General features: G+C 63.7%; 15 protein-coding genes. 1 reads left to right on the top strand and 14 read right to left on the bottom strand.

What is annotated here, in order from left to right; translation table 11 throughout:
• The 6 genes from AC1DX0_RS13695 to AC1DX0_RS13670 all read right to left on the bottom strand — a co-directional run.
• Nucleotides 1-604: glycosyltransferase family 2 protein (locus AC1DX0_RS13695; RefSeq protein WP_477355720.1), on the bottom strand; the 604-nt coding region annotated here is incomplete at its 3' end.
• On the bottom strand, nucleotides 601-1,539 hold the full coding sequence (locus tag AC1DX0_RS13690) for a glycosyltransferase family 2 protein (RefSeq protein ID WP_477219906.1): 939 nt from the start codon (nucleotides 1,537-1,539) through the stop codon (nucleotides 601-603). The genes AC1DX0_RS13690 and AC1DX0_RS13695, both read right to left, overlap by 4 nt.
• A gap of 144 nt (nucleotides 1,540-1,683) precedes the next feature.
• Entirely contained in the window at nucleotides 1,684-2,568 is an 885-nt protein-coding gene (locus AC1DX0_RS13685) for a transglutaminase family protein (RefSeq protein WP_477219907.1), read from the bottom strand.
• A 3-nt stretch (nucleotides 2,569-2,571) separates the two neighbouring features.
• A complete protein-coding gene (locus AC1DX0_RS13680; RefSeq protein WP_477355717.1) occupies nucleotides 2,572-4,983 on the bottom strand; it encodes a circularly permuted type 2 ATP-grasp protein in 2,412 nt (803 codons plus the stop codon).
• A 6-nt stretch (nucleotides 4,984-4,989) separates the two neighbouring features.
• Nucleotides 4,990-8,349, bottom strand: a complete 3,360-nt coding sequence (locus AC1DX0_RS13675) for a transglutaminase family protein (protein WP_477355714.1) — start codon at nucleotides 8,347-8,349, stop codon at nucleotides 4,990-4,992.
• Between the two features lie 279 nt (nucleotides 8,350-8,628).
• Nucleotides 8,629-9,825, bottom strand: a complete 1,197-nt coding sequence (locus AC1DX0_RS13670; RefSeq protein WP_477219910.1) for an acyl-CoA dehydrogenase — start codon at nucleotides 9,823-9,825, stop codon at nucleotides 8,629-8,631.
• A 101-nt stretch (nucleotides 9,826-9,926) separates the two neighbouring features.
• On the opposite strand from AC1DX0_RS13670, the gene AC1DX0_RS13665 reads away from it, so the two are divergent.
• Nucleotides 9,927-10,838, top strand: a complete 912-nt coding sequence (locus AC1DX0_RS13665; RefSeq protein ID WP_477219911.1) for a LysR family transcriptional regulator — start codon at nucleotides 9,927-9,929, stop codon at nucleotides 10,836-10,838.
• 1 nt (nucleotide 10,839) lies between these two features.
• Here AC1DX0_RS13665 and AC1DX0_RS13660 read toward each other — a convergent pair whose 3' ends face one another.
• The 8 genes from AC1DX0_RS13660 to AC1DX0_RS13625 all read right to left on the bottom strand — a co-directional run.
• Nucleotides 10,840-13,164: a Tex family protein gene (locus AC1DX0_RS13660; protein WP_477355723.1), complete on the bottom strand. Its 2,325-nt coding sequence runs from the start codon at nucleotides 13,162-13,164 to the stop codon at nucleotides 10,840-10,842.
• 117 nt (nucleotides 13,165-13,281) lie between these two features.
• A complete protein-coding gene (locus AC1DX0_RS13655) occupies nucleotides 13,282-14,463 on the bottom strand; it encodes a serine hydrolase domain-containing protein (protein WP_477219913.1) in 1,182 nt (393 codons plus the stop codon).
• 32 nt (nucleotides 14,464-14,495) lie between these two features.
• Nucleotides 14,496-15,692: a serine hydrolase domain-containing protein gene (locus AC1DX0_RS13650; protein WP_477355711.1), complete on the bottom strand. Its 1,197-nt coding sequence runs from the start codon at nucleotides 15,690-15,692 to the stop codon at nucleotides 14,496-14,498.
• Between the two features lie 161 nt (nucleotides 15,693-15,853).
• On the bottom strand, nucleotides 15,854-16,882 hold the full coding sequence (locus AC1DX0_RS13645; RefSeq protein WP_477219915.1) for an extracellular solute-binding protein: 1,029 nt from the start codon (nucleotides 16,880-16,882) through the stop codon (nucleotides 15,854-15,856).
• A 29-nt stretch (nucleotides 16,883-16,911) separates the two neighbouring features.
• Nucleotides 16,912-17,724, bottom strand: a complete 813-nt coding sequence (locus tag AC1DX0_RS13640) for an ABC transporter permease (protein ID WP_477219916.1) — start codon at nucleotides 17,722-17,724, stop codon at nucleotides 16,912-16,914.
• Entirely contained in the window at nucleotides 17,717-18,646 is a 930-nt protein-coding gene (locus AC1DX0_RS13635) for an ABC transporter permease (RefSeq protein ID WP_477219917.1), read from the bottom strand. Before AC1DX0_RS13635 ends, AC1DX0_RS13640 begins: the two co-directional genes overlap by 8 nt.
• The gene (locus AC1DX0_RS13630) at nucleotides 18,646-19,746 is read right to left on the bottom strand and encodes an ABC transporter ATP-binding protein (RefSeq protein ID WP_477219918.1); all 1,101 of its coding nucleotides are present in this window, start codon (nucleotides 19,744-19,746) and stop codon (nucleotides 18,646-18,648) included. The genes AC1DX0_RS13635 and AC1DX0_RS13630 overlap by 1 nt, the downstream gene beginning before the upstream one ends.
• Nucleotides 19,747-19,874: 128 nt before the next feature.
• On the bottom strand, nucleotides 19,875-20,678 hold an 804-nt coding region (locus tag AC1DX0_RS13625; RefSeq protein WP_477355708.1), incomplete at its 5' end, for an amidohydrolase.

The raw sequence follows: 20,678 nt of genomic DNA, 5'->3' as shown, positions 1-20,678 counted from the left end.
ACCCCGTCTCGTTGCGATGGATCGTCCTAACCTCGGGTTCCCAAATCGGCGCCAATTCCAGTGGCAAACGTTTGAGAAATTCCGTGTCCTCGGCAACCCGCATCGTGTCGTCGAACAAGCCGAACTCCTCGAACAGCCGGCGGTCGAAGGAGACGCCGTAGCGCAACGCCAGTTCCTCGGGAAGGCCAGGAAGTCGGCGAACGAACAAGGCAAGATATGCAACGCAGGCAAATGGATTGCGGGGATGGCTGTTCGATATCGCGCTCGAAACCGTGGCAACTCCAGCCGAGTGGTGACGTATTCGTGCTTCGGCCCAACCCGGGCAAGCAAGGCAATCGTCCGCAAGGAATGCGACAAAGGGCGCGGTCGTGGCGGCGAGCCCGACATTGCGCGCAGCCCCAACGAATACCCGATTGGCGATTTCAATCACCGGCACATCGATACCGGCATCATACAGAAGTGACTTCGCATCCCCTCCGCCGGAGTTGACCACCAGAATCTCGAGGGGAATGCCCTGGTCGAGAAGAGATTTGACTGAACCGACTATACTGGCCGGGGCTCGGCATCCAATTACGACAACCGCCAAGTCCGGCCGGGCTGTCATAGAGCGTTTTGCAAGGAGACTCCCGGCGCGGAAAACCTGCGCCGGGACCATATCTTCACCTTGTAGCGGACACAGCGCCAAGCGTCCGACTTTCGCTTCGGCGCGGCCGCAGCTACTGCCAGGAAGCGCGCTGCCATCCCAAGGTTGCCTCGCGCATAGTGAACACGGGCAATCTTCAGGGCGACAAGCCCCTCCCTGGTCTTGAGGGCCGACATCGGGATTCGGCAATCGGTGAGCGTGCGCAATTCGCGGCGCCACTCCAGGAACCGCCGCACCGGGTTGATCGTGAAGCGCTCGTCCGAACGGTCTGGTGAAACCTCATAGACCATGACCGGTTGCGGAATCATGGCCATCGATGCCCTGCTCATCAGCCGCGCCCAGAACAGCGTGTCCTCGTCATAGGCAAGGCCCACGGGAAACCGCGTCTCGCCGATCAGTTGCCGGGATGCCAGCACGCTGCCCACGGCGACGGAGCGTATATCGCCTTTCACATAGGCCGAAGCATTTGCCAGGCATGCAGCCTGATAGCCGTTCGGCACCTTGATCTGCCGATCCTGGCCGTTCACCCGTCGCCGGTAAGCGCCCACGATCATGTCGACATTCGGCTGGGCGTCCGCCTGACCGAGCAGCGCGCGCAATCCGCCCTGGAGATGCAAATCGTCGGCGTCGATCAGGTACACCCAGGGCTGGAGCGCCTGCGCCAACGCGACGTTGCGAGCACCACCGGCGTCGCGGCAGCCGGCCGGCAGCACACGCAGCGGCAAGATGAGTTGCGCCGCAGCCTGCCGTGCCACGTCAGCCGTGTTATCGGTCGACGCATCATCGACCAGCAGGACCTCGCCAATGACCTCGGCCTCACCGGCGAGCGACGCCAGCGTTGTGGCGATGGTTTTCGCCGCGTTGTGGGCAGGAATGACGACGCTGACCGCTTTCAATTACAAGACCCCGCGCCTACGCGCTTTGGCAAAACAATCCCCTCGAAACGAATAGAGATTAGCGGCGCCTTCGATGTTTGAGAAGTCGCTTAAGTCCACCCAGAATTGCAGCGGCGGAACGCTTGGCGCGTGTTCAGGCCGTTGTCATGCCTTTTCGAGCGCGACCGGAATAACGTCGACAGCCTGCTCGCCGACCTGTCCGCCGGTGGTTTTCAGCACGCCGACGATCGGCGCGACGTCGGAATAGTCGCGGCCATATCCGACAGTGATATGGTCGTTGCTGGCCCGCATGCCATTGGTCGGATCGAACTCCTGCCAGCCGGCGTCGCGTCCGCACCAGACCTTGACCCAGGCATGCATGGCRTCGGCGCCTTCSAGCCGKGGCTTGCCCTTKGGYGGGATGGTGCGCAGGAAGCCGCTGACATAGCCGGCCGGAATGCCCAGCCCGCGCAGCCCGGCGATCATGATGTGCGAAAAGTCCTGGCAGACACCGCGCTTCAGCTTGAACGCATCGCTGGCCCGGGTTCGCACCGTGGTTGCGTCACCATCATAGGTGAAATCGCGGTGAATGCGGTTGCACAGGTTCATTGCCGTACCGGCGGCCGAGCCGGCGATGCTGTCTCGTGCGTAGGCGGTGATCGCTGCATCCATGCCAGAGTGAGCGCTTCCCGCCAGAAAATGGTGCGGTGACGCAGACGCCAGCGACCGCACCGCGGCCAGCTCCTGTCTCAACCGGCCGATATCGGGCGACACGTCGAGCCCAGGCTCGGGCCGCGACACCGACACGCGTGCGCTCATCCTTATGTCAAGTTCATCATGCGCGTCGCGAAAGGCGATCGAGGTGACGTTGTTGCCGAAGAAGTCCGAAAAATCCGACCGTTCGTTGGGCGCCGGCGCGAAGGACAGGGATGCCGCGATGACGCGCTGCACGCCTGCTATCGTCGACGGCAGCACGCGAATCTGGTGGCGGCCGCCGCCGGCCGCCGCTGCATAATCGTAATGGAGATGAAGCCTGATGTCGTAAAGCATAGGCTAGCCGAAATAGGCTTTGGCGAGGCTGTTGTAGAGGCCGCCTATCTCATATGCGAGCTCGTCCAGCGCCTTTGCCGTCATGTCCGAAGGCTCCTTGATGGCGATGGCCGTGTTGAGCTGCAGGATCTCCTTGGCCGCCGGCGACATGTGCCCCTCGCCGCCGATCGATGGCAACAGGCCGATCTCGGCCTTCAGCCTTTCCAACTGGAACAGGATGGAGCGCGGATTGAGCGGATCGAGCGCCAGAAGATCGATCACCGTGCGCCGACCGGTCTGCACCGGATATTGCCGGCGGTGGGTCATGACGCTGTCGCCGATCTCCAGCATCATATCGAGCGCGCCGTCCGGCGCCTTGGCGCGGGTCAGCCGGGACAACGTGCGGGCGATCTGGATGCCGCGTTCGAGCCGCCGGCCGATCTCGAGGAAGCGCCAGCCGGCGAAGCGGTACATGTTCTCRTGCAGCAGGCCGGAAAAGCCGGCGAGCTTGCGCAGSAKSACCGTCATCGCCCGSGTCGCGTCGTCRCCMGGCGCCACCGTCGTTGCGAACTGATGGAYGGTCTTCGACAGRTCCTTCAGCGCCAGCCAGCCRTCGGGCGARAASCGGTCGCGRATCTGYCCGGCGCTGTAGACGGCGCTGTCSAGCGTGCCGATCAGKCCGGACGGGATYGCCGWKTCGACGTCGATGCCRAASGGYTCGAGATAGTCCCTGATRTCGGCSAGCARCGGCATATCCGCATCGGAGGTCTCGGCCAGCCGCACATGGTAGGCGCGCAGGATGCGCACAGTGTCTTCCGAGCGCTCGATATAGCGGCCGAGCCAGGTCAGGTTTTCAGCCGCGCGGCTGGGCAAACTGCCCGGCCTGGTGCGCGTGAAGCTGTCGCCCTCTTGTGGCAGCAGCGTCTCGCGCTCCACCGGCTTGTCGCTGACCACCCAGACGTCAGCCGCCTGGCCGCCGCGCTGCATGGCGATCGCCGTCGGGTCGAGCGACATCCCGACGCGGGCAAACCCGCCCGGCATCACCGTCCAGCCCTCGGGCGTGCGCGCCAGATAGACCCGCAGGCTCGCCGGCCGCGGCTCCAGCCAGCCGCCGACAAAGACCGGCGTCGTCGACAACGTCACTGCTTCCTGGCCGACGAAGGCGCCGCCATCGCGTTCGATGCGCGCCACCAGCTCGGCCCGCTCCCCGGCCGACAGTGCCGAGCCGAGCGTGGTCTGGCCATCATCCTCGAAGGCAAGCCTTGTCGACAGCGCCGGGCCGACCACCATGCGGTCGATATTGGCCAGCACATGSGCGCGCTCGGTCGCYTGCCCGCACCACCARGTSGCGACGCTYGGCAGCAACAACTCCTCACCCCGCAAKGCGCGTGAGATCTTGGGCAGGAAAGCGAGCAGCGCCCGCGTTTCCATCAGGCCGGAGCCCAGCGCATTGACGGTGGACACCGCCCCTTGCCGGATCGCTTCGACCAGCCCCGGCGTGCCGATCTGCGAATCCGAACGCAGTTCGAGCGGATCGGCGAAGGCGGCATCGAGGCGGCGCCACAGCACGCTGATCGGCATCAGGCCGGAAACGGTGCGCACCATCAGCCTGCCGCCGGAAACGGTCAAATCCTCGCCCTCAAGCAGCATGATGCCGAGATAGCGGGCGATATAGGCGTGTTCGTAGTAGGTTTCGTTGAGCGGACCCGGCGTCAATATGGCGACGCGGCCGTCGCTTTCCCTGGCCATGCCGATCAGYGCATCGCGGAAGCGGCGGAAGAAGCCGGCWAGSCGRTGCACATGCATCTCGCCATAGATATCGGACAGCGCGCGCGTGGTGGCGACGCGGTTCTCCAGGGCAAAGCCGGCGCCAGACGGCGCCTGCGTACGGTCGCCCAACACCCACCACTGGCCGTCTGGCCCGCGGCCAAGTTCGAAGGCACAGAAATGCAGGTAATGGCCGCCGGCCGGCGTGGTGCCCACGACAGGCCGCAAATATTCGGGGCTGGCGGCGATCAATCCCGCTGGCAGTATGCCTTTTTCGACGAGCCGGTTCGGCCCATAGATATCGGCGATGGTTTCCTCGAACAACTCGGCGCGCTGGACGAGCCCGGCGCTGATCGCGGCCCATTCGGCGTCTTCGATGAGCAGGGGCACATGCGCCAGCGGCCATTCGCGCTCATTGGCGCCGGCCTTGTCGTAGACGCGGTAGTAGACGCCGGCATCGCGCAGATACTGGTCGGCGCGGGCAAAACGCTGGCCGAGCTTTTCGGCACCGAGATCGTCGAGCGCCTCGATGAAATGCTTCCACACCGGACGGGGATTGCCCGCAGCGTCGACCATCTCGTCGACGACGCCGTCTATCGGCTGGTAGTGCTCCAGCAGGCTATGGATCTGCGGCTTGCCGCGTACCCTCTTGTGATTCCCCTTTGCCATCGCTGATCAGAGTCTTGCCGGCCGCCTGAGGTCAAGGGTCATCGGGAAATCTTCCGCCGGTTGTTCCTCGCGCAGCACATAGCCGGATGGCGTGTGGCCGCGCGGTTCGAAGCGAGCGAGCCGCCGTGCCTCCGCCTCGTTGCCGTTGACCGGGAAGGTGTCGTAGTTGCGGCCACCGGGATGCGCGACATGGTACACGCAGCCGCCGACCGCCCGACCCGACCAGCGGTCATAGATGTCGAACACCAGCGGCGTGTTGACCGGCAGTGCCGGATGCAGGCCCGAAGCCGGCTGCCAGGCCTTGAAGCGCACGCCGGCCACCGCCACTTCGCGGTTGTCAGTGACCTTCATCGGCACGATGCGGCCGTTGCAGACGATGGCGTGGCGCTCCGGGTTCAGGCCTTCGGTCTTGACCTGCAGCCGTTCGACCGAGGAATCGACGAAGCGCACCGTGCCGCCGATCGCACCTTGCTCGCCCATCACATGCCACGGCTCCAGCGCCTGCCGCAGTTCCAGCTTGATGCCGGCGTGCTGGACTTCGCCGCAGAAGGGAAAGCGAAATTCGAGCTGGGCGTCGAACCATTCGGGACGGAACTCGAAGCCGGTGAGCTTGAGGTCATCGAGCACATCGAGGAAGTCAGCCCAGACATGGTGCGGCAGCATGAAGCGGTCGTGCAGCGATGTGCCCCAACGGACGAAACGGCCGTCGAGCGGGTTTTTCCACGCGCGGGCGATAATGGCGCGGACGAGAAGCTGTTGCGCCAGCGACATGCGCGCATTGGGCGGCATCTCGAAACCACGGAACTCGACCAGGCCAAGCCGCCCTGTCGGACCATCCGGCGAGAACAGCTTGTCGATGCAGATTTCCGAGCGGTGGGTGTTGCCGGTGACGTCGGTCAACAAATTGCGGAACAGCCGGTCGACCAGCCACGGCAGGGGTGCCGCGCCGGTATCCGGATGCGGCACCTGCGCCATGGCGATTTCGAGTTCGTAGAGCGAATCGTGACGCGCCTCGTCGAAGCGCGGCGCCTGGCTGGTCGGGCCGATGAACAGGCCAGAGAACATATAGGATAGCGACGGATGCCGCTGCCATTGTAGCACCAGGCTCTTCAACAGRTCTGGYCGRCGCARGAACGGRCTGTCATTSGGCGTCGCRCCGCCGACSACGACATGGTTGCCGCCRCCGGTGCCGGTRTGGCGGCCGTCGATCATGAAYTTGTCGGCGCCRAGCCGCGTCWGCCGYGCYTCCTCGTAGATCGCCGTGGTCGTCGCCACRCAATCCTGCCAGTTGGARGCSGGATGAATGTTGACCTCGATGACGCCGGGATCGGGCGCGACRCGGATGACGTTGAGGCGCGGGTCATGCGGTGGGCCATAGCCCTCGATATGCACCGGAAGGCCGATCGCCTTCGCCGCGTTCTCGGCGGCAGCGACCAGTTCCAGATAGTCCTCAAGCGCCTCGACCGGCGGCATGAACACGCAGAGCCGGCCGTCGCGCGGCTCGACCGAAAGCGCCGTGCGCACCGCGCCGCCGATCTCGGTGATCTCCTGTTCGACCCGGTCCTGCTGGCCGGTCGCGGCCGTAAACGACGCCGCCTGCTGGCGGCGCGCCATCTCATCGGCGCCTTCCAGTTCGGCCGGAGCCGCTGTGGGCAAGATCGCCTCACGCGCCGGCAATGGGCCGCGCGGCAACGACGGATCGACTGGCACGATGTAGGGGAATTGCGCCGGCGGCACATAGGGCAGCGTGCCGAGCGGCAAGCGGTAGCCGACCGGTGAATCGCCCGGCACCAGGAACAATCGGCCGCGCCGCGTCTTCCATTTTTCCGAGCGCCAGCGCGGCCCCGACGCTTGGCTGTTCCAGCGCTGCACCGGCAGCACGTAGCCCGACGGCTTGGTCAGCCCGCGTTCGAACACCTTCGCCATGCGGCTGCGTTCTTCCGGGTCCTCCAGCTTGGAATTCGACGGATCGACATTTTCGGGCAGCTTGCCTTCCTTGAGCAGCCACTCGGCCGGATCCTCATAGGCTTCGCTGACCATGGTCTTGTCGATGCCGAGTTCACCGGCAATCGCGGTGAGCAGGCTTTCGGCCTGTTTCGGGCCGATATCGGCCGAACTCTTTTCGCGCGCGATCAGCGACGGATCGCTCCACACCGGCTGGCCATCGGCGCGCCAATAGAGCGAGAAGGTCCATCGCGGCAGGCTTTCGCCCGGATACCATTTGCCCTGGCCGTAGTGGAGGAAGCCGCCCGGCGCGAAACGCTCGCGCAGTTTGCGGATCAGCGCATCAGCCTTTTCGCGCTTGGTCGGGCCGACGGCAGCGGTGTTCCATTCGGCGGACTCGAAATCGTCGATCGAGACGAAGGTCGGCTCGCCGCCCATCGTCAGCCGCACGTCGCCGGCCGCAAGTGCGGCATCGACATTGTTGCCAAGCGCATCGAGCGCCCGCCAGCTCTCATCGGAGAATGGCTTGGTGATGCGCGGATGCTCGGCGATACGGTCGACCCGCATTTCGAAGCCGAACTCGACATTGGCAAAGCTCGCCATGCCGGAAATCGGCGCAGCATTGCGGAAATGCGGTGTCGCGGCAAGCGGCACATGGCTCTCGCCGGTCAGCAGGCCCGAGGTCGGATCGAAGCCGATCCAGCCGGCGCCGGGAAGATAGACCTCGCACCAGGCATGCAGATCGGTGAAGTCGACCGCGGTACCGGCCGGCCCATCGAGCGCGATGAGGTCGGGTTTGAGCTGGATCAGATAGCCGGAGACGAAGCGGGCGGCGATGCCGAGATTGCGCAGGATCTGCACCAGCAGCCAGCTCGAATCCCGGCACGATCCCTTGCCGGCGGCCAGCGTCTCCTCCGGTGAGAACACGCCGGTCTCCATACGCACGATATAGGCGATCTCGCGCTGCAGCCGGGCATTGAGGTCGACGAGGAAATTGACGGTGTTGGGAGCGCTGCGCTCGACAGTCCTGAGGAAGGCCGAGAGCAGCGGACCCGCCGGCTCAGGCGTGCGGTAGATGGCGAGATCGTCGCGTATCTCTTCCGGGTATTCGAACGGGAATGCCTCGGCCGACGGCTCGACGAAGAAATCGAACGGATTGTAGACCGTCATGTCGGCGACGAGGTCGACCTCGATCTTCAGCTCGCTCACCGGCTCCGGGAAGACGAAGCGGGCAAGGAAGTTGCCGTAAGGGTCTTGCTGCAAATTGACGAAGTGGTTCCCCGGCTCGACCTTCAAAGAGTGGCTGAGCACCTTGGTACGGGAATGCGGTGCCGGCTGCAGCCTGATGATCTGGGGCCCGAGCACCACCGGCCGGTCATATTTGTAGTGGGTCAGGTGGTAGACGGCTGCCAGAATTGCCATGGGGCCCCGGAGATCGGCGTTTCAAATGAATTCGCCGAACCCTGACACATCTGCCGGCCATTCTCCAAGCACAGATGTTGCGGTGCACCTAATTTAAGCAGCGTTGCCGGCTAAGCTGTGTCGAGATTCAGGTCAGGCCGAGTCGAAAACGGCTGATACCGAGAACCGGAGCGGAGCGTACTTTTGGGTACGTGAGCTCAGTTCTACTGCGACGCAGTAGAACAGGGAAGCGCAGGTATCGGTCGTTTGCAGGCCGGCCTCACCTGAATTCGGCGCAGCTTAGAAGAAGGCCTGAATGCCCGTCTGTGCCCGGCCCAGGATCAGCGCGTGCACGTCATGCGTGCCCTCATAGGTGTTGACGGTCTCCAGATTCTGCGCATGGCGCATGACGTGGTAACCGATCTGGATGCCGTTGCCGCCATGCATGTCACGCGCCTGGCGGGCGATGTCGAGCGCCTTGCCGCAATTGTTGCGCTTGACGATCGAGATCATCTCCGGCGCCATCTTGCCTTCGTCGAGCAGGCGCCCGACGCGCAACGATGCCTGCAACCCGAGCGCGATCTCGGTCTGCATGTCGGCGAGCTTCTTCTGGTAGAGCTGCGTGCCGGCCAGCGGCTTGCCGAACTGCTTGCGGTCCAGGCCATACTGGCGGGCGCGGTGCCAGCAATCTTCCGCCGCTCCCATCGAGCCCCATGAGATGCCGTAGCGAGCCCGGTTGAGGCAGCCGAACGGGCCGCCAAGCCCCTTGGCGTTGGGCAGCAGCGCGTCTTCGCCGACCTCGACGCCTTCCATCACCACTTCGCCGGTGATCGACGCGCGCAGCGACAGCTTGCCGCCGATCTTCGGCGCCGAAAGGCCTTTCATGCCCTTTTCCAGCACGAAACCGCGGATCTCGTCCTTGCCGTTCTCGCCCTTCAGCTTCGCCCAGACGACGAACACGTCGGCGACCGGCGCGTTGGAAATCCACATCTTGGAGCCGGAGAGCTTGTAGCCGTTGGCGGTCTTTTCGGCGCGTGTCTTCATACCGCCCGGGTCGGAGCCGGCATCCGGCTCGGTCAGGCCGAAGCAGCCGATCCATTCGCCGCTGGCGAGCTTGGGCAGATACTTCTTGCGCTGCTCGTCCGAGCCATAGGCATAGATCGGATACATCACCAGCGACGACTGCACCGACATCATCGAACGATAGCCGGAATCGACACGTTCGACTTCCCGCGCGACCAGCCCGTAGGTCACATAGGTGGAGCCGAGCCCGCCGAATTCTTCAGGAATGTTGATGCCGAGCAGGCCGGCATCGCCCATTTCGCGAAAGATCGTCGTGTCGAAAGTCTCGTTGAGATAGGCGTCCTCGATGCGTGGCGCCAGCTTGTCGGCGGCAAAGGCCGCGGCAGCGTCGCGCACCATGCGCTCGTCTTCCGAAAGCTGGTTCTCGATCAGGAACGGATCTTCCCAGACGAATGCATTCTTGTCGGCGGCCATGGTTTCTCGGTCCTCAACGGGTGAAGCCTGGCTTATCGGCCCGTGGCCTTAAAAAATCAAACGAAATTGCTTCACCGATCAATGAGCGTTAGGAATGAATCATGAGTGTTCAGCGCCGTCTTCTGCCCAACATCAGCGCCCTTGCTGCCTTCGAAGCGGTGGCCCGTCTTGGCAGTTTCACCGCTGCCGCGCAGGAGCTGGATTTGACTCAAGGCGCGGTCAGCCGGCAGATCAAGCTGCTCGAAGATCAGTTCGGTCGCCGTCTGTTCGAGCGTGACAGCCGCAATGTCCGGCTTTCGACGGCAGGCGAAATCTACGCCGAGGCGGTGCGTTCGGCACTCGGTCAATTGCGCGACGCCGCCCTCGGATTGATGAGTAATCGGCATAGTGGCATCCTGAACCTCGCCATTTTGCCGACCTTCGGCACGCGCTGGCTGATGCCGATGATCCCCGATTTCGTCGAAAACAATCCCGACATCACCATCAACTTCGTCACCCGCGTCGGTCGTTTCGACTTCGCCAGGGAGAGGCTGGATGCCGCCATCCACTACGGCCTGCCGGACTGGCCGGAAGCGGACTCGACGCTTCTGGTGCGCGAAACGGTGGCGCCGGTCGTCTCGCCCGCTTTCCTCGCTGGGCGCGCCATCGCCGCGCCGGCCGATATCGGCCGCCTGCCGCTGCTTCACATGGCAACACGACCCGGCGCCTGGACGGAATGGTTCGAGCATCAGGGCCTGAGCGCGCCGACCGGACCAGGCATGCAGTTCGAACAGTTCGGCACCGCCGCCCAGGCCTGCATCGCAGGGCTCGGCGTCGCGCTGTTGCCGCTCATCCTCATCGCCGGTGAATTGCAGCGCGGCCAGCTCGTTCCCGCGCCGGGTGAGCCGATGCAAAGCCGCAGCGCCTATTATCTCGTCGTCCCGCAAGACAAGCGCGGCCACCCGCCCGTCGCCAGTTTTCGCGACTGGCTGCTGGGCCAGCTTGAGAAGGAGCCGGCTGTTCTGGCCTGGTAGGCTACTTCCGCTTCAGCGCATCGGCCAATGCCGCGCCGAATGCCCCTTGCTGGGGCGGCCGTTCCGGCTGGCGCTGTGGCGCCGGCGAACGCGGTGCCGGCCTGCCGCCGCCATTGTCGCGCGGGCCGCCTTTCGATGCGCCGCCCTCGCCGCCGTCCTTGCGCATGGAGAGCGCGATGCGCTTGCGCTTGATGTCGACGTCGACGACGCGCACCTTCACCACGTCGCCGGCCTTGACCACCTCATGCGCGTCCTTGATGAAACGGTCGGCCAGTTGCGAGACATGCACCAGCCCATCCTGGTGGACGCCGATATCGACGAAGGCRCCGAAGGCGGCRACATTGGTCACYGTGCCTTCCARSWGCATGCCGGGCTTCARATCCTTGATGTCGTCGATGCCGTCGGCRAAGGTCGCSGTCTTGAARCCGGGRCGCGGATCGCGGCCGGGCTTTTCCAGYTCGGCMAGAATGTCGCGCACCGTCGGCAGGCCGAAACGTTCGTCGACGAAGACGCGCGGATCGAGCGCCTTCAGCGCGGCACTGTCGCCCATCAGCGAACGGACATCGCGGCCGCAGGCGGCGACGATCTTCTTGGCCAAGCCATAGGCCTCCGGATGCACCGACGAGGCATCAAGCGGCTCGCTGCCATTGGCGATGCGCAGGAAGCCGGCGGATTGTTCGAACGCGCGAGGTCCAAGGCGCGCCACTTTCAGCAGGTCCTTGCGGCTGGCGAACGGACCGGTCGCATCGCGATGCGCGACGATGGCGTCCGCAAGCGACGCACCAAGACCTGAGACGCGGGCCAGCAGCGGCGCCGAGGCGGTGTTGAGGTCGACGCCGACCGCGTTGACGGCGTCCTCGACCACCGCTTCCAGCGAACGACCGAGCCTGTACTGGTCGACATCGTGCTGGTACTGGCCGACACCGATCGATTTCGGTTCGATCTTGACCAGTTCGGCCAGCGGATCCTGCAGCCGCCTCGCGATGGAAACCGCGCCGCGCAGCGACACATCGAGGCCAGGGAATTCCGCCGCTGCCGTTGCCGACGCGGAATAGACTGAGGCGCCCGCCTCGCTGACGATCACCTTGAGCGGTTTCGGCCCGCCATCGGAAGGCATGTCGGACAGCATGTCSGCMACCAGYTTTTCSGTCTCGCGGCTGCCGGTGCCGTTGCCGATCGARATCAGCTCGACCTTGTGCAGGCGGATGAGCTTSGCSAGTTCGGCYTGCGTGCCGCGCACATCGTTCTTCGGCGGGAACGGATAGACCGTCGTCGTTGTCAGCACCTTGCCGGTGCCGTCGACCACGGCCACCTTGACGCCGGTGCGGATGCCGGGGTCGAGGCCCATCGTGGCACGCGAACCGGCGGGCGCGGCGAGCAGCAAATCCTTGAGGTTGCGCGCAAAGACGTGGATCGCCTCTTCCTCGGCCCGCTCGCGCAGGTCGCGCATCAAATCGAGCGTCAGGTGCAGCGAGAGCTTGATGCGCCAGGTCCAGCCGGCAACGTCCATCAGCCAGCGGTCGCCGGGCAGGCTGGCGCCGATGGCATAGGCATTGGCGATCATCCGCTCGACCGGCTTCACCGGCGAAGTGTCGTCGGCATCGACCTCGATGTCGAGCGACAGCACCTCCTCGTTGCGGCCGCGCAACATGGCCAGCGCACGATGGCTCGGCACATTTGCCCAGCGTTCGACATGGTCGAAATAGTCGGAGAATTTCGCGCCGGCCTCCTGCTTGCCGTCGACCACCCGGGCGCGCATGAAGGCGCGTTCCTTCATGTAGGTGCGCAGCTTACCGACCAGATCGGCATTCTCGGCGAACTGTTCCGACAGGATGTCGCGCGCGCCTTCCAGTGCCGCCTTGGTGTCGGCTACCTCTTCGGTGACATAGGCGAGCGCCAACTCGGCGGGCACCAGCGAACGGTTGGCAAGAATGGCCTCCGCCAGCGGCCCCAGCCCGCGTTCCCTGGCGATCTCGGCCTTGGTGCGGCGCTTGGGCTTATAGGGCAGATAGATGTCTTCCAACTCAGCCTTGGTGGCAGCGGCGGCAATCTTGCCCTCTAGCTCGGTGGTCAGCTTGCCCTGCTCGCGGATCGAACCCAGGATGGTGTCACGGCGCGCGTCGAGTTCGCGCAGATAGGCGAGCCGCTCGGCAAGATCGCGCAATTGCGTGTCGTCGAGCCCGCCGGTGACCTCTTTGCGGTAGCGCGCCACGAACGGCACCGTCGCGCCCTCGTCGAGCAGTTCGATCGCCGCAGCCGCCTGTTCGGGCCGCGCCTTGATTTCGGCCGCGATGATGGCTGCGATGCGTTTGATGTCGGATGCCATGTCATTCCTGCTCTTCTCGAAAAGAGCGGCGACCATAGGCGCAGACATGCAATCCGCCAACCGCCGTGCTTTCATCGCTCCGGCGGGTCCACAGGAAAGCGCGCACTAATGTGGCGTTCAGACCATTCGGCTCAGCGCCTCGAAAAACGCGACAATCTCGGCATCGAGCGGATCGTCGACCGGCACCGGCTGCGACGACATCTTGGCAATGACGACTTCGGTCGTGGGGTCGACATAGAGCCACTGGCCATGGATGCCGATGCCGCAATAGGCGCCGTTCTCGTGTCCGGTCTGGTACCATTTGCTGCGGTAACGGCCCTTGGGAAACAGCGGCAGCATCGCGCCGCGCTGCCAGGCTGCCGCACTCCCGCCGGTGCTGGTCGTGTCGCGCACCCAGGCCTCCGGCACGATGCGGCGGCCATTGGCGGTGCCGCCTTGCCGCATCATCTCGCCGATGCGCGCCAGATCGCGCGGCGTCACCGAAATCCCACCGGCGGTGCGTGCCGTGCCTTCCATGTCGACGCCGATCGAGGCTTCGCTGGCGGCGCCGAGCGGCAGCCACAGTTTCTCGCGCATCAGCTCGGTGAAGCGCTGGCCCGACGCGCGTTCGAGCAGCAGGCCAAGCAGGTCGGAATTGGGCGAACGGTAGCGGAAGGTCTGGCCATGCGGCTCGGCAAGCCGCTGCAGGCTCAGGATGAATTCGCGCAGGCTTTCCGTGCCGCCGCCCGGGTTCCACAGCGTGGCGCGGCGGTAACGGGCGAAGGCGCTTTCAGGGTCGAGATAGGCCTCCTCGAAATCGAGGCTGACGCTCATGTCGAGCACATGCCGGCAACTCGCATCGCCATAGGCCGAGCCGGTGGCTTCGGGAATGTACTGCGTCACCGGCGCTTCCGGATCGAACGTGCCCTCGCCTTCCAATATGCCGGCGATAATCGCGGTCACCGACTTGCTGATCGAGAAGATGATGTGGCGAGCGCCGAAATCCATATGCGGCGCGAACCAGTCGCCAATGATCTTGCCGCCCTTCATCACCGTCAGCGCGTCGGTGCTGGAGCGCACGAGGAAGTCGGCCACTGTCTCCGGCGCGCTGGCCACCGAAACCTTTTCGCCGAGCAAACCACCGAAATCCCGTGCCGGCGCCTCAACACTGGCCGGTGCCGCGGCCACGCGTGCCGTCGGCACCAATTCGCCAAGGTTCTGGAACGACCATCGATTGAACGGGTTCTCGCGCCAGTTGCCAAGCAGCACCTCATTGCGGCGGAAACCATAGCGGGTCTCGAACGCGGTCTTGCCGGTCATGGCATTTCCTTCCAGGATCGTTTCTTCTGGGATTAGTTGAGCGCGGCGGCGATGGCGTGCACGGCCTTCAGCGTCGCGACGGCGTAGGCGAGATTGCTGAAATCCGGCCAGGTCGAAAGCGTCACCACGACCATTCCTGTGTTCCAGTCGATGTGGATCATCTGTCCGAACACGCCCCGGCACATCAGTGCGCGCGAGCTGGGGTTCTCGATCCAGAACTGGTTGCGGTAGCTGCCCTCTGGCAGGCTCTCGGAGAAATCGGCGACATGTCTGCCGTTGCGTGTGGCCTCGACCCAGTCGGCCGGCACGATGCCGCCGCCATTGTCGAGGATCATCTGGCCGAAGCGGCCATAGTCGCGCAGGGTGGCGTTGAAGCCGCCATCGGCCACGGCATAGCCGGCGCTGTCGACGGTGAAGCAGGCGCTTTCGTCGGTGCCGAGCTTTTGCCAGAGTTCTTCGGAAACCAGTTGCGGCAGACGCTTGCCCGTCACCCGCTCCATGATGAAGGCGAGCACGTCGGTCTCGATCGAGCGGTACTCGAACTGGGCGCCATGCGGACGGACCGTGTCCTTCAAGCCCAGGATCAACTCGAACATATGCGATGGCCAGCGGAARTCCGGATCGCTGCCCGGCGGCACCGGCTTCCAGCCGSWGGCGACATCGACCTGGCCGATGTCGGAATAGCGGTCGGTATACTCTTCGGAGAAACGCACGCCGCTCGTCATGTCGAGCACATGCTGGACGCTGGCGCCGGCCCAGCCGGTCGCGCCGAGTTCCGGCAAATAGTCGGTCACTGGCCGCGCCGGATCGATCAGGCCGCGCCCGACCAGTATGCCGAAGACCGAGCCGGTGACGGATTTGGCCATCGACTGCGACAGATGCAGCGTGCGCTCGTCCATGCCGTTGAAATAGCGCTCATAGGCGACCTTGCCGTGCTTGAGCACCAGGAAGCCGTCCGCATAGGTCTCGTCGAGCAGCCCGGCGAGCGTTGTCGGCTTGCCCTCGCTGTCCTCGACCGCCAGCCCGTCGAGATCGACCTCGGCGCGTTCGAGACGATGGCGATGGCCGTTGCCGCGCCAGACTTCGGCTGTCGGCAGGATTTCCCTGATGTGCTGGAACGCCCAGCGGTTCCACGGCGGCCGGTCCCAGTCGAGCTTCGGCGGCACCATGGCGGGCGGCGAGCCCTGCATGATCGGCGGCCTTGGGTCGCTGTTGCGGTACGATGTCATGGAACCCTCCCACGATGCATGCCGCCCAAAAATGCGTAGCGGTTTTGGGACGACGACATGCATGAAAACAAGAATTTGCAGCGTCGCGTGTGCCCTCCACATGCGACGCGTCGCAAAGAAGGGAGGCCGAAGCCTCCCTTCCGCTGGACTTTAGACCGAACCTATTTGCGCAAATTGGTCCAGATCTTGTTGTAGATTTCCACCACATCCGGCGGACAGGGCGGAACGAATTCCGCTACCGGCGCGCCTGCCGGCGGGTTGAGTTCCGGCGAATTGGCGAAATCCGGCTGCAGGAACTTGTGGCTGCCGGCAATGCCATTGTCGTAGCCGGCGAATTCCGAGATCAGCGCCGCATTTTCCGGGGCCATGATGAAATCCTGGAACAGTTTGGCATTGTCGAGGTTCTTGGCGCCCTTCAGCACCGCGACATTGTCCATCCAGCCTTCGATGCCTTCCTTCGGATAGGCATATTTGATGGCCGGGATCTTCTGCCGCGAGCGATAGGTCGCGCCGTTCCACTGTTCCGTCACGATCACGTCGCCCGAGGTGATCTTGGTGATGGTGTCGTAGCTGAAGGTCTTCCAGGACGGCTTGGCGGCCGTCAGGATGTCGTTGACCTTTTTCAGATTGGCCTTGTCGGCACCGCAGCGCGGCACGCCGGCATAACGCTCGGCCGCATGCATGACGGTGTTGACGTCGTCGAGGATGTTGATCTGGCCCTTCAGCTCAGTCGGCGGGTCGAAGAGGATGGCCAGCGTGTCGATGTTGCCCTTGAACTTGTCCGTGTTGACGGCGAACGCCGTGGTGCCGTACTGCCAGGGCGCGGTGTAGTGACGGCCGCTGTCCCAATAGATGTCGAGGAAACGCGGATCGATGTTCTTGCCGTTGGGCATCGCGTTGGGCTCGGTCTTTTCGAGCAGGCCCTCGTCGACCATGATCTTCACGGTGTAGTCGGACGGCACCACGATGTCGTAGCCGGAATTGCCGGCGCGCACCTTCGACAGCATGGTTTCGTTGGAATCATAGTCGTCCAGCGTGACCTTGATGTTGTACTGTTTCTCGAACTTTTCGATCAGCTTGGGATTGGTGTAGTCACCCCAATTGTAGATATGCAACTCGCCATCGGCGAGTGCGGGCACCGCCCACAAAAGCACTGCCGTCGAAACGGCAGCCATCAGTTTCCTAGACATTTTTTGTTCTCCTTTGCCTTCCCATTGATTCACTTGGCGCGTCGGCGCGCGATCAGGAACGATACCGAGACGAAGAGGATCGAGACCAGGAGCAGGATGGTGGAGATAGCGTTGATCTCCGGCGTCATCGGCCGCCTGATCTGGTTCCAGATGTAGAGCGGCAGGGTCGTCTGGCCGGGGCCGGCGACGAGCTGCGTGATGGTGAAATCGTCGAAGGAGACGATGAAGGCGAGTGCGGCACCCGACATGATGCCGGGAACAAGCAGCGGCAGTGTAATGCGCCGGAACGCATGCCACGGCGTGGCATAGAGATCGGCGGCGGCGGATTCGAGCGTCAGGTCCATGTCCTCGAGACGCGCCCGGATCGGCATGTAGGCGAAAGGAATGCAGAACACGGTATGGGCCAGGATCAGATTGCCGATACCGAAATTCAGCCCGAAGGCCCCGGCGATCAGGGCGAAGAAGGACAAGGTCGCCACCGCCGTGATGATCTCGGGAACCATCAGCGGCAGGTTGATGACCATGAAGGCGGCCGGCAGGCCACGCCATGGCTTCACCCGGGTCATACCGATCGCCGCCAGCGTGGCGCAGATCGTCGAAACGATCGTCGCGCTCACAGAGATGATCAGCGTGTTCTCGGCGGCGTTGTGGAATTCCTCATTGAGCAGTGCCGTGCCGTACCAGGTCAGGCCGACACCCTCCCAATGAGTGACGAGCGAACCCGTGTTGAACGAAAAGATCATCAGGATGAGGATCGGGACGTAAAGCACCGCAACGCAGATGATGGCGATCGTGCGGAACCCGGGCTGGTCCTTGATATCGATGTTGCGGGGATCAGCCATGCTGGATCTTCCCCGAAGTGGTGCGAACGTAGAAGTAAAGGGCGACCAGCACCGCGGCCATCAGGATCAGCGCTTGGGCGCAGCCGAGCGGCCAGTTGCGCCCGGAACCGAATTGCTGGGCGATGAGATCGCCGATCATCAGATGGATGCCGCCGCCAAGGATAAGCGGCGTCACATAGGCGCCGAGCGCGGGAATGAAGACAAGCAGGCAGCCGGCGATGATGCCGGGCAGCGATAGCGGAATGATCACCCGCCAAAGAACCTGCCGGCGCGTCGCGTATAGGTCGTTGGCGGCCTCGACCAGCCGGAAATCCAGTTTCTCCAGGCTGGCATAGAGCGGCAGGATCATGAATGGCAGGAACGAGTAGAGCAGRCCGAGCTGGATGGCGAAGTTGGTGTAGAGCATGGTGATCGGCTTATCGATCACGCCAAGCCCCATCAAAAGATTGTTGATGAGGCCTTCGTCGCGAATGATGAACATGATGGCCAGCGTGCGCACCAGAAGGTTCGACCAGAACGGGATGGTGATCAGCAGCACCCACCAGTTGCGCTGCGCCGGCGTGCGCGTGGCCATGAAGTAGGCGGTCGGAAAACCCAGCAGCAGGCAGATGACCGTCGTCACCACGGCGAACAGAAACGAGCGCAGATAGATGATCAGGAAATCCGGCGTGAACTGCAGCGTGTCGTCGAAAATATCCTGCTGGAACAGGAAGTTCAGATAGGCGTCCGTCGAAAACTTCCATTGGACGCCACCATAGGGCGCGGCCTGGAGAAACGAGTAAACCAGGATGATCAGCAGCGGCAGCACGCCGAAAATTCCGATGACGATCAGCGCCGGCAGGGAAAGCAGGCGGTTGCGCCTGGCGGTTGCTTTCTCGGCCTTGGCTTCGAACAACGCGGCTTGGGAAAGCGCCATTGTCATCAGTCCTTCAGTATCCGCGCGCCGTCGTCTTCGAAGACGATGCCGACCTTGGCGCCTGGCTCGAACGTCACCGCGCCGGACCGGCTGTTCTGGTGACGCACGATGAAGTTGTCACCGCCATCGAGCTTGACGTGGTAGTGCGTGTCGGTGCCGAAATAGACGACGTTCGCCAGCGTTCCGGCGACCGTGCCCTTGGACACATCGGCGATCAGATCCGCATGCTCAGGCCGGACCACGACCGTGACTGCACCCGAGGGATCGAAGTTCTCCGGGAACCCTGCCGCCACGGTTGCGCCGGAGGCGAGCTTGACGGTGGCGACGCCGGATTTTTTCGACACCACGGCCCCTTTGAGGAAATTGGTTTCGCCGATGAAGTCGGCGACGAAGCGCTCGGCCGGGCGGTCATAGATGTCGCGCGGCGAACCGACCTGCAGGATCTTGCCGGCCGACATCACCGCGATGCGGTCCGACATGGTCAGCGCTTCTTCCTGGTCGTGGGTGACGAAGATGAAGGTGATGCCGGTCTCGTGCTGCAGCCGCTTCAGCTCGATCTGCATTTCCTTGCGCAGCTTGTAATCAAGGGCGGAGAGCGGCTCGTCGAGCAGCAGCACCTTCGGCTGTGGTGCGAGCGCCCGCGCCAGCGCGACGCGCTGTTGCTGGCCGCCGGAGATCTGGCTGGTACGGCGGCCCGCCAGCGCTTCCATCTTGACCAGTTTCAGCATCTGGGCGACGCGCGCCGTAATCTCGGCCTTCGGCTTGCCCAGCATTTCCAGGCCGAAGCCGATGTTGTCGGCCACCGTCATGTGCGGGAACAGTGCGTATGACTGGAAGACGGTGTTGACCGGCCGCTTGAAGGGCGGCAACGGCGCGATGTCCTGGCCGTAGAGCAGGATTTCGCCGGCGCTCGGAAAATCGAAGCCGGCTATCAGCCTCAAGAGCGTTGTTTTTCCGCAGCCGGAGGGCCCGAGCAGTGTGAAAAACTCATTTTCGCGGATGGAGACGGAAACGGTATCCAGTGCGGCGACTTGCGCCTCCCCGGTGCCGAATACCTTGCGCACACCACGGACTTCGATCGCATTCTTACCCGGTATTTCCGGCACGATTACCCCATTGAGAGAAGCCTGCTCTTAGCGGCAGGTGTCGTTCCTGTTTGATTGTCATCACAAGCCGGTCGGCTTGGCAACTGCGGAGCTGAATCTTGATTCAGGAGGCAAGTCCCGTGCCACCGTCAGGCTTGATAAGTTACCTTGCCCCCGCAGATGGTCGTCACCGGCCGCACGGTATGCAGYGCTTCCGGCGCGGTTGTTTCGATATCGGCCGAGAGCACCACCAGATCGGCCAGATATCCTGGCTTCAGGCGGCCTTTTCGGTGTTCGGCGAATTCGGCATAGGCGCCTTCCACTGTATAGGCTGCAACAGATTCCAGCAGCGAGAAGCTCTGGTCGGGATCGCCCTCTGCCCACGGTTTGCGCAGCACTGCCGCTTGAATGCCCAGGATCGGATCGACCGGCGACACCGGCCAGTCCGAAGCGAAGACAACGCGCGCGCCGGCCTCTTTCAACGTTCGCCAGGCATAGCTGAGCGGCCATTTCTTGCGGCCGATGCGAGACAGCGTCGGCTCCAGCGGAAAGTTGAGTGCGCCGGGCGGATGCGGCGGCTGCATCGACGCGATGACGCCAAGCTCGGAAAAGCGCGGCACGTCGGTCTCGGTCGTGACCTCGATGTGCTCGATCCGATGCCGGCTGTCGCGCCTGCCGTTTTTCTTCTGCGCCGCCTCATAGCCGTCGAGCACCGCGCGCACCGCACCGTCACCGATCGAATGCACCGCGATCTGCAGGCCACGACGATCGGCTTCCACCGCCACTTCGGCGAAATGCTCCGGCGTAAACAACGGCTCGCCGGACCAGTCCAGACGATCCGCATAAGGCTCGACCATCACGGCTGTCCATGAATCGAGCACGCCGTCGTAGAACACCTTGACCATACCCGACGACAGCCATTCCGACTTGTAGGTCGAAGCCATCATGGATGC

It is taken from the genome of Mesorhizobium sp. P3_A9, assembly GCF_056402975.1.
This window is presented reverse-complemented; position numbering and strand designations above follow the sequence as displayed.

What these genes read in the sequence shown, in the direction of transcription:
- AC1DX0_RS13645 (WP_477219915.1), bottom strand. Translation starts at nt 16,882, where the DNA reads ATGTCTAGGAAACTGATGGCTGCCGTTTCGACGGCAGTGCTTTTGTGG.
- AC1DX0_RS13655 (WP_477219913.1), bottom strand. Translation starts at nt 14,463, where the DNA reads ATGACCGGCAAGACCGCGTTCGAGACCCGCTATGGTTTCCGCCGCAAT.
- AC1DX0_RS13640 (WP_477219916.1), bottom strand. Translation starts at nt 17,724, where the DNA reads ATGGCTGATCCCCGCAACATCGATATCAAGGACCAGCCCGGGTTCCGC.
- AC1DX0_RS13670 (WP_477219910.1), bottom strand. Translation starts at nt 9,825, where the DNA reads ATGGCCGCCGACAAGAATGCATTCGTCTGGGAAGATCCGTTCCTGATC.
- AC1DX0_RS13665 (WP_477219911.1), top strand. Translation starts at nt 9,927, where the DNA reads ATGAGTGTTCAGCGCCGTCTTCTGCCCAACATCAGCGCCCTTGCTGCC.